At 49.2% G+C, this 15,464-nt stretch carries 13 protein-coding genes and 1 pseudogene; 7 read left to right on the top strand and 7 right to left on the bottom strand.

What is annotated here, in order from left to right; translation table 11 throughout:
• Window positions 1-143: 143 nt before the first annotated feature.
• The 5 genes and pseudogenes from relB to ACOTZC_RS21040 form a co-directional block, all read right to left on the bottom strand.
• Window positions 144-383: a type II toxin-antitoxin system antitoxin RelB gene (gene relB / locus ACOTZC_RS21060; protein ID WP_182947005.1), complete on the bottom strand. Its 240-nt coding sequence runs from the start codon at window positions 381-383 to the stop codon at window positions 144-146.
• A 163-nt stretch (window positions 384-546) separates the two neighbouring features.
• A pseudogene (locus ACOTZC_RS21055) lies at window positions 547-681 on the bottom strand (arsenical resistance protein ArsH); the annotation flags it as partial.
• Window positions 682-760: 79 nt separating this feature from the next.
• Window positions 761-1,165, bottom strand: a complete 405-nt coding sequence (locus tag ACOTZC_RS21050) for an H-NS family nucleoid-associated regulatory protein (RefSeq protein WP_182947058.1) — start codon at window positions 1,163-1,165, stop codon at window positions 761-763.
• A 572-nt stretch (window positions 1,166-1,737) separates the two neighbouring features.
• Window positions 1,738-1,965 (bottom strand): hypothetical protein, encoded by a 228-nt coding sequence (locus ACOTZC_RS21045; RefSeq protein ID WP_182947006.1) that lies wholly within the window; start codon window positions 1,963-1,965, stop codon window positions 1,738-1,740.
• A gap of 300 nt (window positions 1,966-2,265) precedes the next feature.
• On the bottom strand, window positions 2,266-2,484 hold the full coding sequence (locus ACOTZC_RS21040) for a cold shock domain-containing protein (protein WP_012543040.1): 219 nt from the start codon (window positions 2,482-2,484) through the stop codon (window positions 2,266-2,268).
• A 278-nt stretch (window positions 2,485-2,762) separates the two neighbouring features.
• On the opposite strand from ACOTZC_RS21040, the gene cspF reads away from it, so the two are divergent.
• The 3 genes from cspF to ACOTZC_RS21025 all read left to right on the top strand — a co-directional run bounded on the left by cspF (window position 2,763) and on the right by ACOTZC_RS21025 (window position 11,959).
• Window positions 2,763-2,975, top strand: coding sequence for a cold shock-like protein CspF (cspF, locus tag ACOTZC_RS21035; RefSeq protein ID WP_001446195.1), 213 nt, complete (start codon window positions 2,763-2,765; stop codon window positions 2,973-2,975).
• A gap of 75 nt (window positions 2,976-3,050) precedes the next feature.
• Window positions 3,051-3,221, top strand: coding sequence for a YnfU family zinc-binding protein (locus ACOTZC_RS21030; RefSeq protein WP_305955329.1), 171 nt, complete (start codon window positions 3,051-3,053; stop codon window positions 3,219-3,221).
• Window positions 3,222-3,376: 155 nt separating this feature from the next.
• Complete coding sequence (locus tag ACOTZC_RS21025) at window positions 3,377-11,959, top strand: GH36-type glycosyl hydrolase domain-containing protein (protein ID WP_421635995.1); 8,583 nt, start codon at window positions 3,377-3,379, stop codon at window positions 11,957-11,959.
• A 19-nt stretch (window positions 11,960-11,978) separates the two neighbouring features.
• Here ACOTZC_RS21025 and ACOTZC_RS21020 read toward each other — a convergent pair whose 3' ends face one another.
• The gene (locus ACOTZC_RS21020) at window positions 11,979-12,212 is read right to left on the bottom strand and encodes a hypothetical protein (protein ID WP_004132711.1); all 234 of its coding nucleotides are present in this window, start codon (window positions 12,210-12,212) and stop codon (window positions 11,979-11,981) included.
• A 93-nt stretch (window positions 12,213-12,305) separates the two neighbouring features.
• On the opposite strand from ACOTZC_RS21020, the gene ACOTZC_RS21015 reads away from it, so the two are divergent.
• The 4 genes from ACOTZC_RS21015 to ACOTZC_RS21000 all read left to right on the top strand — a co-directional run bounded on the left by ACOTZC_RS21015 (window position 12,306) and on the right by ACOTZC_RS21000 (window position 14,889).
• Entirely contained in the window at window positions 12,306-12,542 is a 237-nt protein-coding gene (locus tag ACOTZC_RS21015) for a YnfU family zinc-binding protein (protein WP_218189857.1), read from the top strand.
• Window positions 12,543-12,621: 79 nt separating this feature from the next.
• Entirely contained in the window at window positions 12,622-12,894 is a 273-nt protein-coding gene (locus ACOTZC_RS21010) for a hypothetical protein (RefSeq protein WP_182947008.1), read from the top strand.
• A 201-nt stretch (window positions 12,895-13,095) separates the two neighbouring features.
• Window positions 13,096-14,004, top strand: coding sequence for a kdo(2)-lipid IV(A) palmitoleoyltransferase (lpxP, locus tag ACOTZC_RS21005; protein ID WP_038886207.1), 909 nt, complete (start codon window positions 13,096-13,098; stop codon window positions 14,002-14,004).
• 408 nt (window positions 14,005-14,412) lie between these two features.
• Complete coding sequence (locus ACOTZC_RS21000; protein ID WP_248163004.1) at window positions 14,413-14,889, top strand: GNAT family N-acetyltransferase; 477 nt, start codon at window positions 14,413-14,415, stop codon at window positions 14,887-14,889.
• 293 nt (window positions 14,890-15,182) lie between these two features.
• Here the strand turns inward: ACOTZC_RS21000 and ACOTZC_RS20995 are convergent, their stop codons facing one another.
• The gene (locus tag ACOTZC_RS20995; protein ID WP_042718081.1) at window positions 15,183-15,401 is read right to left on the bottom strand and encodes a hypothetical protein; all 219 of its coding nucleotides are present in this window, start codon (window positions 15,399-15,401) and stop codon (window positions 15,183-15,185) included.
• Window positions 15,402-15,464: the final 63 nt, after the last annotated feature.

Here is a 15,464-nt window from a genome sequence, read left to right as displayed (position 1 = left end):
TGCTCCTACTAAACGTTTTTTCTCTTCCCTATAGTCCCGCGAACCACACGCCGACAGGCAAATGCGCCCCTGGAGATGCGTGCCCTGAGCGTCAAGATCTCGCTTCTTTAGTGCCCGCTCGTCAAAATCCAGAAAATACGCCATCAGAGCTCATCCAGCGTCACACGTACTGGCTTAGGATTGCGAAGACGCTCTTTCACTATCTCCACGAGCTCAGCATCCTCATCGCTCAGGAGTATCTGTTTGAACGGCAAACGTTCATTGTCAGCGATATATTCAAGCATGAGACGAAGCGCCTCAGAGGGAGTTACACCCATTTTTTCAAGCGCAGCGTAAGAACGCGCTTTAAGTTCATCGTCAATACGCAGATTTATGCTACCCATGTCCCTCACCTCTTGTAAATACAAATGTCATTACAAGTATCGCACTACTAAATGCTTAGGACAAGTCACGAAGGAAGTCAGAAAACGAGATATCAGAAAGGTGATCACAGCCAATAACGGACGTTGTTAAGCTCATGCAGTATGGATTCACGAAGAACATACATTATATATTGTCATGATTGAGTGGGGATAAAAGCTCCTGATGGCTCTCTTTTTGCTCGCTGTAACGATCTGCAAGATAACCGGTTTGTCTCTTAAGCAGCACTGTGATTTTAAACAGCTCCTCGGCTACATCGACAGAACTAAATGTTTCTCGACTATTATCTAAGGCAACTTGAGTCCTACACAAAAAAGAGCCGGGTTATACCCGGCTCTTTTTAGCTGATTTCGAAATCTTTTAATTCCCCACCTTCAGCAATAAGATTTGAGATCCGCTTCGGCATTCGCCCCTGACCTGACCATGTTTTTGACTCTCCAGTTTCGTCAGTATATCGATACTTCGCGGGGCGGGGGGAGCGCGTCCTTTTAGCCTTACCCGGAGAGCCAATAGCAGCTAAAAGTTCGGAGGGGTCGATACCCTCATCAAGCATCATCTGACGAAGTGTTTCCACTTTATCGCGGCGCTGACTTTCATTTGCAAGACGTAATGTCTCTTCTTCTCGTCGTTCTATAAGAATAATTTTAAACTTTTCCAGAACATCTTCCAGTACATCTAATGACATTTCACGAGTCTGAGAACGTAAGGTACGGATATTGTTTAACAGTGTAAGAGCATCTGACATAAAGAGACCTTTTAAAGTTTTTTCGTTGTTCAGCAAATACCAATGTCTACGGTTGCTCATCAACCCGATTTTTCTTACTGAGCATTTTAATCCGAATGGTACATATTGTTATTAACGAGGTTTAGACTACTGATATAAATCTCTTATCGCAAGACAAAACTAAGAAGAATGTGCAAGAACTAAATTCTAACTCCTACGAAATGTCCCTGCATTTTTGAAGGTACTTAAAACTATGATGCCAGGAGCCATCCGGAGAGCCTTTTTATACCCTCATAACTTATTGCTTCAGTCATACCTGATGAGCTTTAAATCAGCAGAGACATTTAGTGAATTAGCGCCGCCACTTAGCAAGGTTTTTCACAAATGGCAAGATGGTACGCAGGGGATAGACACCTGCATTTTTTCAGAGGATAGCGAATTACTCTATCTTTATAGAGGTGTTTCTAAAAAGTGTAATGTAAAAAAAGCCTGCTGTTAGCAGGCCATAAATGTTTTTAACTCATTTTTTGTTCGATTCTGATAAATAACGTAAGCATGCAATTAAACGTGAAGCAGAGAGCATAGCAAAAATGCTATAAATATTTCCTGGCCGCATAAAGTATCTCCTGTGACGTTAACTCCCTGTCAGTAGCCACATAAACAATGCGATGATCGCCAGTTAAGGAAGGAAAATCTGCAGACATAATCCGAAGATGCGTTTCTTCACCGTTTGGATATTCCTGCCTGATAGAGGATATACCTTCCAGAACGGTCATGACTTTACAGGATTCAGCATTAAAGAAAACAAGGACTTTAATCATATTCTATTACCCTGTTCTCTCGTGGGTGTTAACTGGCAGATGTCTTTAAGGTCAAAGCTATTACGTGGTGCTTTCGGAGATAGCCTCGCTAATTACGCACTTCTTATTTAACAAGCAGTTAGTTTGTGCTTTTAAAATTTTTATGCAGTAGTCCTGCACTCCATTACATCGGTCAGCGCACTCATAATTGTGAAAAATATGCTGATCAGATATTAAGAATAAACGACTTTCATCTGATTTAAGTTATGGATCTGTCTACTCAGGAATAATCCCTCATCGTTATCGCAGACCCACAATGATTTATTTATCGCAAAGTGTTACATTTGCAGCAGCAGGCCCTTTGTCTCCGCGGTGAATGGCGAATTCAACTTTCTGACCTTCAAATAAAGTTTTAAAGTTGTCGCCATTAAGTGCAGACAAATGGACAAAGATATCTTTGCTGCCATCAAGAGGAGAGATGAAGCCAAAACCTTTGTCTTCGTTAAACCATTTAACCAGGCCCATAATTCTAGAGGTCATACTGACTCCGTTATACATGATTGTATTGATAGTAAACGTATAAGATTAAACGTATGGACTCAAGAGAGGGGATATCAACGATAGCGCCTGGTAATGAGAACTGCCCGGAAAATTTCTAACTTTTATTAGTACATCGAACTGATGGGATTCATTAAGGCACAGGGAATCGATATAAGCAAATTATCTTTTAGCCGTCCAGAGGTCCAGTAAGGAAAATAAAAGTGGCTGAATGCCATTTTCAATGTATAGTATTTAAGTGTTTTCAATAAGGAATTGACTTGTCCCATAAAATGACAGGAATTGTCAAAAGCTTTGATATTCTTAGTGGTAAAGGCCTCATCATCCCATCTGATGGACGAAAAGACGTTCTGCTTCACATTTCAGCCGTTAACTCTCGCGAATCAGAATTACTCATCCCTGGAAGCCGCATAGAGTTTTGCCGGATAAACGGTCTCAGGGGGCCTGTGGCTGCGAACATTTATCTTTCCTGATTTTCAGTGTGTCAAAATAGATAGATTAAAACTTAACCACATGTGGTACGGTGAAGCTCATTCATTGAAAGGTTAATGGTTATGTCTGTTATCAATTACGCAATGAAATTCTTCAGCAGTGCGTCTACTGCCACTGCTGCCTGTCCTGTTTGTGGCTTAAAATCAGTACAACCGTTGTCAAAAATCCGGCTCAACCAGACCATGCTTTGCCCCGGATGTAAGGCTCTGTTTATCTCCCGACGCTAGCTCGACCAAAACCGCAGAACAGAGCTCATGTCCTATACTTATGTTAGATTCCGGCAGCTGTTAAATCCCTGATGCCTGACGCCCATCCTGAGAGAACGTTTCTGAACTGATTTCGCAACTGCTCCTGCGCGCTAACGTCGCATCAGAGCAATGCTATGAAAATGAACCCAAGAGCGTGGTTTAACCGCTCCCGTATTCTGATGAATGCTGCCGAAAACATAACGTTTTCGGCGAACGATCCTGCCGGTGAAAGCTCGCCGCGGTCAGAACTCTTTTCGACCGTCCAGATGGAACGCTACGGCCAGAAGCTGGCGCGGACTCATAAAGTATCACCGGATAAGCATCCTTATTATCTTCTGAAACGGCTTGGCGACAATGAGGCCGTCATTACACAAAACTGCTATGAGCTTAACGCGGGTAAAAAGACCAGTATCATGCCCGCCGGTGAATGGCTGCTGGACAATTATTATCTGATTGAGGAACAAATCCGCACTGTCCGCCAGCATCTGCCGAAAAGCTTTGGCAAAGGTCTTCCGTCGCTGGTATCGCCGCTGAATTGCCCACGAATTTATCATATTGCATCAGAGGCCATTGCTCACGGCGATGGCCGCTGGGATGCCGCCAGCCTGACCAGCTATCTCACTGCCTATCAACAGGTGACGCCGCTGACGCTGGGTGAAGTCTGGGCGTTACCGGGAATGCTGCGCCTGGCGCTGATTGAAAATCTTCGTCGTATCAGTATGGAAGTGATAAAAGCGCAGCAGGACAGAAACCTTGCTGATACGTGGATAACAAGGATTGTCGAATGCGCAGAGAGTGCGCCTGGTGATTTAATCATGGTGGTTGCCGATATGGCGCGCTCCCGACCTCCGTTAAACAGTGCGTTTGTCGCAGAGCTGGTGCGCCGCCTGCAGGGGCATGGCAACGCGCTGTCGTTACCTCTGACCTGGGTTGATCAGTGCCTTCGGGAACAGGGGATCACCACTGACGTTCTCATACATAGTTTCAATCAGCAGCTTGCCGCCAGCCAGCTGTCCGTCAGTAACAGCATCGCGGGCCTGCGTTTATTGAGTGAAACGGACTGGGCTGATTTCGCCGAAACGATAAGCGTTGTCGAACAGGCATTACGCAATGATCCTGCCGGCATCTATCCCCGGATGCACTTCAATACCCGGGATCATTACCGGCACGTAGTTGAGGTTCTGGCCAGAGACAGCGGTCTCAGCGAGCCTGAGGTTGCTGAGAAGGCGCTGGCGTTTTCAGAGGAAAAAGCGCCTGATACACCGGAACATCATGTTGGTTATTATCTTGCGGGCGAAGGTCGACAGGCGCTGGATATTCATCTCCTGGCAGACGCCTCAAGGCTCATACGCTTGCGGCACAGTTTCAACAGAATAACCCTGCTGTCATGGCTTGGAAGCCTGGCGTTGCTGACAACCGCAGCGACCGCAGCAATAATGCACGAAACCGCCATGCAGGGCGCAGACTGGCTATTGATCGCGGTGATATTACCTCTGATTATCGCATTAACTCAGTTAATGAGCGATTTGCTCAGTGATGCAACCACCCGTTTTCGCGTTCCTCGACCCTTGCCGGGGATGGATTTTTCAGCCGGTATTCCCGCTGACAGTGCCACCATGTTAGTCATTCCCTGCATGTTGACCAGCCACGAAAGTTTCAGCCAGCTCCTCACCAGTCTTGAAGTCTGCTGGTTGGGGAATGAAAACGAAAATCTCAGGTTCGCGCTGCTCACTGATTTTGCTGATTCTGAAAATGAACCCTCGCCGGAAAGTCACGCGCTGCTCAGACAGGCTATCGCCGATACGCAGGCGCTTAATCGCCGCTACCCCTCCGGCCGACCACGTTTTTATCTGTTACATCGCCAGCCTGAATGGAACCCCTCGGAAGGAGCGTGGATGGGCTATGAACGCAAGCGGGGAAAACTGGCGTTACTGAACAGCTGGTTGCGCCATCCCGGAACGCAATTCGTCAGCGTTGCAGAGATGCCTGCCCACCTTTTACCGGGTCACATAAAATACGTCATTACCCTGGACAGCGATACGGTGCTTCCGCGCGATACGGCACACAAACTCGTCGCGACGATGGCGCATCCGCTGAATACGCCTGAGTATGATCCGGTACGCCAGAGGGTTGTCAAAGGATTCGGTATTTTACAGCCCGGTCTTGCGGAGGAGATACCACGCAACGGTCAGGGGCGTTACGCAGCCCTGCGCAGCAGCGTACCGGGCAATAACCCTTATTCGATGATGTCTTCGGATATTTATCAGGATCTCTTTGGGGAAGGCTCGTTTGTGGGCAAAGGGATTTACGATGTTGATATTTTTATGCAGGCCACTACCAACATCTGCCCAGAAAATCTGGTACTCAGCCACGATCTGCTTGAAGGATGCTATGCACGTTCGGGTCTGCTGAGCGAGGTGTTACTGTACGAACAGTACCCTAATAATTATCTGTCGGATGTTGCACGACGTTCACGCTGGATCCGGGGTGACTGGCAACTGCTTAACTGGCTAAAACCACGCGTCAGAAAAGCCGATGGAACCCGGGTCAGGAATCCGCTGACCGCGCTTTCTTACTGGAAATTACTCGATAATCTACGTCGCAGTCTGGTCGCCCCCTCCTTACTGATATTGCTGTTCTTCGCTCTGCTTTGGGTACCCAATCCAGTTTACTGGCTGGGCATACTGTTGCTGATATGGCTGTTGCCAGCCATCCTCTGCATTAGCCACGACCTTCTGCATAAACCTCTGCGTCGCCGCGTGAAGCCGCATCTGTTACTGGTGGGGGCGGGCGCGCTAAAGCGCCTGTTAGGTATCAGCCTTAATTTTGCGATACTGCCGCACGAAGCCGGATATTCGCTGAAAGCGATCGCCGTGACGCTATGGCGACTGAGGATAAGCAGGCGTCACCTCAGCCAGTGGGTCAGCCACAGCCAGGACAGCAGTCAGGCCAGACCCACTGTTGCACGTTTTTATCAGGCGATGTGGCTGAACGTTGCCGGTGGCGTGGCGCTGACAATACTGACCCGACAATTTGCCCCACAGCTGCTGGGGATTGCGTTACCGATCGGTTTGGTATGGTGTGTGGCACCGCTGCTGATGAGCTGGCTGAGTCGCCAGCCCGTGCGTAAGGTTTTTTCGCCTAATCAGGAACAAAAACAGCTGTTACGCCAGACAAGCCGTGAAATCTGGGCTTTTTTTGAAACATTTGCCACAGCAAAAGAGAACTGGCTTCCGCCTGATAATTATCAGGAAATACCACAACCGACGGTGGCACACCGAACTTCGCCTACCAATATTGGTCTTTCACTTATGGCTAACCTGACGGCATGGGACTTTGGCTACCTGCCTGGCGGAGAGGTGCTCCGGCGCGTGTCGCTCACGCTCGACACGATGGATAAAATGGAGCACTACCGGGGCCATCTCTACAACTGGTATGACACCCGTACGCTGGTCCCCCTAAGCCCACGCTATATCTCCAGCGTCGACAGCGGCAACATGGCCGGGCATTTATTGACCCTGCGTGCAGGCCTGTCCGCCATGCGTCATCAGCCTGTTTTAAGCAACCAACAGATACTGGCAGGACTGAACGATACGCTGGATATTCTGGAAAAACAGTGGGGTAAGAACCCACCTGACAGCCTGAGACTGCTGCGCAAGCATTGCCTGAACGCGGTGTCGCTCTCTCCGCAGGCGCTTTTCAGCGAACTGAAAAGCATGCGCACCCAGTGCAACCATCTGACCAGCGCATGTCATCAGGGTTCTCCTCTTCAGATACGCTGGGCTGGACATCTGGAGCATCAACTGGTTCAGCTTTGCCATGAGTGGTCTCTGTTGCTTGGCTGGTTGCCTGCATCCTGGAATGAACAGACGCTGCCGACGCTGAGCGAGCTTGCCCGTCCGACATTAACCGGTACAGGAACGCCTCCGGCGTCAGTGGCGGAGCAGGCACGAATGCGACTCAATATTATCACCGAGCTGGAACAGCGGCTGGATGAGCATGCCCGGATGGATTTCGACTTTCTGTACAGTGAAGCAACCAGTCTGCTCAGCGTCGGTTATAACTGTGACACCAATATGCCTGACAAGAGCCACTACGATCTCCTGCCGTCTGAAATCCGCCTGACCAGTTTTCTTGCCATTGCGACTAATCAGCTGCCTCTTAAAAGCTGGTACGCGCTGGGTCGATTGTTTACCACGATTGATAATGAAACTGCCCTGATGTCATGGAGCGGATCCATGTTTGAATATCTGATGCCGAATCTGGTGATGCCCACCTGGCCCGGCAGCCTGCTCGATGAAATGAGTCAGTCGGCGGTTATGCGCCAGATTCACTGGGGGAAAGAACGCGGGGTACCATGGGGTGTTTCAGAGTCTGGCTATCATGCTTTTGATGTTCAGCATAATTATCAGTATCAGGCATTTGGCGTACCGGGGCTCGGTCTACGCAGGGGACTTGCCGATGACATGGTTGTTGCTCCTTACGCCACGCTGCTGGCGCTGATGGTTTCCCCACAGAGAGCCTGTGAGAACCTGTTCAGGCTGCAAAAAAATGGTGCACGCGGAGAATACGGTTTTTATGAAGCGCTGGACTATACCCCCTCACGTCTTGCAACCGGCCAGCTCTATGCGGTGGTACAGTCCTGGATGGCGCATCACCAGGGTATGGCATTTCAGGCGCTGGCTCATGTGTTGCTTGACGCCCCCATGACTGAACGCTTTATGTCCAGCACGGTATTCCGGTCAGCGAGTCTGCTGTTACAGGAGCGCGTGCCGGATGCGGTCGATCTGTACAGTCCGCGCCGTCATTTTGAATCTCATGAGGGCATGGTCAAACCCGTTCGCTATGAACCCCGTATTTTCTATAGCGTGGATACCCCCTCCCCGGATATCCAACTCCTGTCCAACGGCCATTATCATCTGATGTTGACCGCGGGTGGCGGTGGTTACAGTCGCTGGAATGATATTGCACTAACGCGCTGGCGCAGTGATACCACCCGTGATAACTGGGGAGCATTCTGCTACATCCGCGATACCCAGACGGGAGATGTGTGGAGCAATACCTGGCAACCAACAGGCTACACCAGCGGACAAGACGAGGAAGTGTTGTTCACCGATGCGGGGGCAGAATTCAGACGCAGCTTAGGGGGACTCAGCGTCAAAACTCAGGTGGTGATCTCTCCGGAGGATGATGTTGAATTGCGACGGCTCACACTGATTCATCGTGGTCGCAAGCCTCGCTCTCTGGAGCTGACAACCTATGCTGAAGTGGTACTGGCACCTGATGCCAGCGATCTGGCACACCCGGCATTCAGCAATTTGTTTATTCAGACTGAGCTGGCTCCTGAGCGTGACGCTATTCTTTGCCACCGGCGCCCGCGCTCACCGGATGAACCGGGCCCTTGCCTGTTTCACATGATGGTGGTGCACGGCGATAACCGACATAACGTATCGTTTGAAACGGACAGGGCAAGGTTTATTGGACGTGGCAGAAACCCTGCGAATGCACAGGCAATAGAGACGGGAGGGATGCTGGGCAACACGTCGGGCTCGGTGCTGGATCCAATACTGGCAATTCGCAACGCCATCATTCTGCAGCCGGGGCAGCCGGTTACGATTGATATCATTTATGGCATCAGCGAGACCCGTCAGCAGAGCCTGGCGTTGCTGGAGAAATATCGCGATTACCCTATCGCCGATCGCGTCTTTGAACTGGCCTGGTCTCACAGTCTGGTGGTATTGCGCCAGATGAACGCCAGTGAAGATGATGCCACGTTGTTCAATAGTCTCGCCAGCGCTGTGCTTTACCCTGTCCAGGAGCTGCGCGCCGAAGGCCAGGCGATCGGCCGCAACCGGCGTGGCCAGTCCGGGCTGTGGGGCTGGGCAATTTCAGGGGATCTGCCGATAGTGCTGCTGAGTATAACCAGCGAGGAAAGTATCACCTCAGTGACCACACTGATTCAGGCACACCGTTACTGGAGACAGAAAGGGCTGGATGTTGATTTGGTTATCCTGAATAACAGCCCCGGCGGCTACCAGCAGGGATTACAAAATCAGATTATGGAGTTAATTTATGCAGGGTCTGAAGCCAGTCTGCTGGATAAAAAGGGCGGGCTTTTTGTCCGGAACGGTGAGCATCTCTCCGCTGAGGATAAGTTGCTTTTGATGAGCGTGGCCTGTCTTTATCTTGATGACCGCGCAGGGGGTATTAATGAGCAGCTTAACCAGCGTATTCATACCCTGAAATCGCCGGCAAGGGCATTCATTCCGCGTGCTGTGCGCGAGCGTAATCAACATACGGACTGGAGCCCTGATACCAGTCAGTTATGCCATTTCAATGGGTACGGTGGATTTTCTCAGGATGGGCGGGAGTATCAGATCGTCCTTCGGGAAAATGCGCTTACACCGGCTCCCTGGTCGAACATACTGGCAAATTCTCGTTTTGGCAGTGTGATCTCAGAGGCAGGGCAGGCCTATACCTGGTATGAGAATGCCCATGAATACCGGTTGACGCCGTGGGAGAACGATCCGGTGAGCGATCGCAGCGGCGAGGCATTTTACCTGCGCGATGAAGAGAGCGGGGAGTGCTGGTCGCCGACGGTTTTACCTGTTCGCGGACACGGTGATTACCTGACCCGCCATGGTTTTGGCTACAGCGTTTTTGCCCATCGTGAGAGTGGTATAGACAGCGAGTTGACGGTCCTGGTTGCTGAAGAAGATCCGGTTAAACTGGTGCTCCTGACGCTCAGCAACTCTTCGGGACGGACACGTCAACTTTCCGTCACAGGCTATGTAGAGTGGACGCTCGGAGAAACACGAACGCGCTCAGCCCCTCACATTGTGACACATGTGGCCAGAACGCCCGGCGGCTGCGGGGTGCTTGCGAATAACTTTTATGGTGATAATGGTGGCGGCCGAACTGCATTTTTTGCCGTCAGCGGTAATGACTGTTCTCTTACAGGGGATCGCCGGGAGTTTATTGGGCGTAATGGTTCCCTTCACGCCCCTTCGGCCATGAAACTGCAAAAGCTTTCTGGTAAGACGGGGGCCGGTCTGGATCCCTGCGGAGCGGTGCAATCGGCGGTTACATTAATTGACGGGGACCAGAGGACGTTTATTTTTATCCTCGGCGCAGAGGAGAATGATGTTTGTGCTCAGGAGACGCTGGCCCGCTACATGAACGAGGATACGGTCCGCCAGGAGCTGAACCGGATTCATAATCACTGGCACAATGTTCTCGATAAAATCGTAGTTAACACCCCTGACACGTCCGTAAATTTACTGATTAATGGCTGGCTGTTGTATCAGACGGTCGCCTGCCGTCTTATGGCCCGGAGTGGCTACTATCAGTCTGGCGGTGCATTTGGTTTTCGCGATCAGCTGCAGGATACGCTGGCTCTGAGCCACGCTGCTCCGGACCGGATGCGTGAACAGATAATACTCTGTGCATCACGGCAGTTTATCGAGGGGGATGTGCAGCACTGGTGGCACCCGCCACACGGCAACGGTGTGCGTACCCGCTGTTCCGATGACTATCTTTGGCTGCCGCTTGCTGTTTGCCACTATGTTGAAACGACGGGGGATATGGATGCACTGGAAATACGCATTCCTTATCTGGAGGGACGCTCGCTTCAGCCTGGTGAAGAGTCTGTCTATGACACGCCGGTCATCAGCGGCACCGAAGAGACACTCTGGTTACACTGCGTCAAAGCTATTCACTATGGACTTCACTTCGGGGAGCATGGCCTGCCGCTGATGGGGGCTGGTGACTGGAATGACGGGATGAACCGGGTGGGTATCGAAGGCAAAGGTGAAAGCGTCTGGCTGGGCTTCTTCCTGTACGACATTTTGCAGCGGTTTGCAGCGCTGGCGGAGCACAGGCTGGATGAAAGCGTCGCCGCGATGTGCCGTTCACAGGCTCTGCGCCTGCAAAGTAATCTCGAAGCCCACGCCTGGGATGGGGAATGGTACCGGCGCGGGTATTTTGATGATGGTACTCCCCTGGGATCGAGTACCTCACAGGACTGCCGGATTGATGCGATTGCGCAGAGCTGGTCTGTATTGTCCGGCGCCGCGAGCCCGGGACGGTGCGCAAAGGCCATGCAGGCGCTGGATAAGCAGCTTGTGGATAACGAAGGAGGGCTGATCAAACTGTTAACGCCTCCTTTCGACGGACACGGTCCAAATCCGGGCTACATACAGGGGTACCTGCCCGGCGTGCGGGAAAACGGAGGGCAGTATACGCATGGCGCCATCTGGGCAGTGATGGCCTTTGCCCGAATGGGGAATGCCGGACGAGCCTGGCAACTCTGGTCCATGATCAGCCCTATAAATCATACCCTGAATGCGGACTCTGTCGGGATTTATAAAGCTGAGCCTTATGTCATGAGTGCTGATGTCTACAGCGTCGCTCCCCATACCGGACGTGCAGGGTGGAGCTGGTATACCGGTTCCGCAGCCTGGGCCTGGCGTTTACTTACCGAGGAATTACTGGGGATAAAACGTTCCGGCACTGACTTTAGTGTTCATGCCAGGTTACCGGATGAGTGGTCGTCTTTTTCTATGGCATATCAATATGGTGAAAGCCATTATCAGATTAGCGTTTCACGCGGCGATGCAGAATATTGCGTGACGCTGGATGGTGTTCTCCTCCCTGATGACAGAATTCCGCTGAAGGATGATGGACAAAACCATACGGTTGAGATCATTCAGAACTGACACTGATCCCGGAGGTGCATTAACGTCTGCCGTTAATGCGCTGATTATCCCTGAGAACATCAATCGCAGTCTGCATGGCGATTTTGTCATCCCGCCTTTTTTGTTTGTCCTGCATGACCTGAAGGTATTCCAGCAAGGTGCGGGTATTAATCGGTCGGCCCTGTTTACCCACAGCCAGCACGGCTTCGCCAAGAATAATTTTCACAGGCGGTAATTGTGCCGGATACCAGTCAAGGGTGTCTTCTGATTTCATCTTAAATTTCTCACGGAAGGGTAGTGTATCATAAATAAGACGTTCAATTTTCAATATCTGATATCCTGATTCAGACACAACTTAACATAACTTATGCCAGTTATTTTCATACTAAAGCGTATAATAATTACTCTATTCCTCAGAGAATTATTTATGTCTTATACAAATGGGCTCAGGTATTTTAAAGAAAGACCGGTTCATGTTGCCTGCCCGGTATGTGCACACAGAGCCGATCAGAAAGCAGGTAAACTAAGAAAAGATGCGGTTCTTGAGTGCCCTGCCTGCGGACTGTTGTTCAGACCTTCAGAATGCTGGTGTATCGGCGGCTAAACGGCTTCTGCCACGTAACGTCAGTGATGTCGGAAAATGACAACGTTCCTCCTGTACTGCAGTTGTCGAGGGTATGATAATGAAATCTAAAAAAACTGTTTTTATTGAAGGACATATCCTGTCGAACAGCTGTCACGGGCAGGCCGGTCAACCTTTCTGTATTCACCGGGTCAGGTTTAGTAATGGTAAATATGCGATTATTCGGGTGGCATCCGGGATATGTTTCAAACCAGGCGAAATTATTCAACGAAACGATTGTGAGTGGTTTTATAAACTTACCAAAATTCGGCTTCTTTCTTTTGAGTACCTTGATGATGATGAATCAAGAAGACAATTCCTTGAGTATCAATGATAAAACCATGGATTTATAACAAAATAAATTTTCTGGCTTAAAATCACCCCTGGCTCTTTAAATTATCCACCAGTCATTGGAAAATATTTTTTTCCTGGACTTAGATGGATTTAAATTATTGAAACAAAATGTATCGCTAAAGACGAATTGCCTCATTGTTTTCCTTTTGCGTTATAACCTTCATTAGCATTAAGGAAATTTATGGCACAGACTTTTACTCATAATTTACTTCATCCTCGTCACTGGCTTACCTGGTCTGGTTTGGGTCTGCTGTGGCTTCTCGTTCAACTTCCTTACCCGGTTTTACATATTCTGGGCTCTGGCCTTGGAAAAATATCCAGACCCTTTCTGAAACGCCGGGAACGGATTGCGATTAGAAATATCGAACTGTGCTTTCCCGAGATGACACCGTTTGCCCGGAGCCAGATGGTCAATAAAAACTTTGTTTCTCTCGGGCTGGGACTAATGGAAACAGGAATGGCCTGGTTCTGGAGCGATGCGAGAGTCAAAAAATGGTTTGATGTCGAAGGGCTTGAAAACCTGACCGGTGCGACAAGAGGAGTAATGGTTGTCGGGATTCATTTTATGTCTCTTGAGTTGTGTGGAAGAGTAATGGGTTTATGCCATCCTATGATGGCAACGTATCGCCCACACAATGATCCATTAATGGAATGGGTACAGACAAAAGGGCGTATGCGTTCAAATAAGGCTATGATTAATCGACGTAATTTATCAGGTTTTGTTCATGCGCTAAAAGCAGGTGAAGCCGTTTGGTTTGCACCAGACCAAGATTATGGGTCTAAAGGAAGCGTTTTTGCACCTTTTTTCTCGGTAAAAAAAGCAGCCACGACGAACGGAACGTATGCTCTGTCAAAACTAGCTGGTGCACACTTGATCACACTTAGCATGATTCGACGTAGCGATAAAAAAGGTTATCACATGTATATCAGCAATCCGTTGTCAGGCTATCCAGGGGAAGACAAGATCGCCGCAGCGGCTTATATGAACAAGATCATCGAGCGTGAAATTCTCCGTGCTCCTGAGCAATACCTGTGGATGCATCGCAGGTTCAAAACGCGTCCTGAAGGCGAAGTCTCTTTATACAAATGAACAATTCAACTTGTCATGAGCCAGAATCTATCTTTCTTGCCACTGCGTATTTGTAAAAATGCGATAAGGAATTTTCGATCGGATTCATGTTAACGATGGCTTGACTGACAGACAAGGTTAATCAATTGAACCGATTCGGATTTGAAGATCCGTTTTTCGCTCTCAGCGGACCTTTAGCTCAGTTAGATCGTCCGCTCTGTGCCTGGAGCAGACATTGCAAGCATCAGTGGGAGAAAGTCACGTCGAACGAGAAAAAGGGGCCTTTCACCCTCACAATGAACTACGCACTGTACGAAACGTGGACTTAACCCTTTTATATCCATCACCTTATTCAGAAATGAACGCTATTGACGATGGAGGACTTCATCGTTACTAATATTTCCAACACTATAAATTGAGAGGCACAATGTGATTTCTTTCCGACCGATGACAAGAGATGAGTATCCTGCTTATGTCGAATACTTTGTGAATGATTATGCATCTGAAATCGAATCAAATTACGGGTTATCCCTTCATGATTCTCTCGCCAGAGCGAAGCAGGAGATCTCGGAACTGCTTCCCGCGGGAGTTAACACGCTCGGGCAAGTGTTAATGTGTATTGTTGTTCAGTCGGAAAAGGCGAACAATCATGTAGGTTATCTCTGGTACAAACCAGACTCGACTAAGCGCACTGTCTTTATCTACGATTTTCATATTTTCAACTCCAGCCAGGGGTTAGGACTTGGCAAACAATCTCTTTGTGCTTTTGAAGGGTATCTGCAGGAAAAGGGGATTAAAGAGATCAGATTGCGTGTTGCAGGTGATAATGCTCGTGCCCGGCATGTTTATGAAACCAGCGGATTCGGGGTTACAGGTGTCAATATGAGTAAATCGATTAAAGACTGAGACACTGACGCGTGTTAAAACCCATACCAATAGTTGATACCCGATCTGCTATTCGCACATAGCGGACAGTTTCATCCCAAGGCGCTCCCATCAGCCTTAATTCGCTCATATTTGGCTTTCGAAAGCTCCGCTGATGTTTGCCTATCAGCAATACTTGCGCAGCAAACACGCTGCGCATATACAATTTGGGCTTACCTTTTATCAAACACTTAGACTACATTTCGCCGGCCAAATTTTTTGGATAAAAGCCATCATTGCCAAAGCAACATCGAGACATGCTTAATTAAAAGTGTTCACGCCTGCATCCCCTTACCCCGTGCCAAGTTAATCCTGTCAACGCATTCCCTAAACGCTTTGACTTGCTCTGGAGAGAGCTCAGATTCATCAATGTTGGCCAGAAGAGCATTAAGGGAGCGCTCAATATCATTTTTTGCTAACCGTAAACAGATAACCTTAACCCAACGTGGCGAGAACTTGCTGAGGCCGATTGCTCTTGTGATTCGTAATTTCATGCCATACCTCTCAACCACCAGCGTGGAGGTTTTCATACTCGCTTATAACACGCATTGGATAGA

This window comes from Enterobacter cloacae complex sp. SHL009, assembly GCF_049237205.1.
Taxonomy (GTDB): domain Bacteria; phylum Pseudomonadota; class Gammaproteobacteria; order Enterobacterales; family Enterobacteriaceae; genus Enterobacter; species Enterobacter cloacae_M.
The sequence above is the reverse complement of the archived record's forward strand: the minus strand, read 5'-3'. Positions and strand labels throughout refer to the sequence as shown.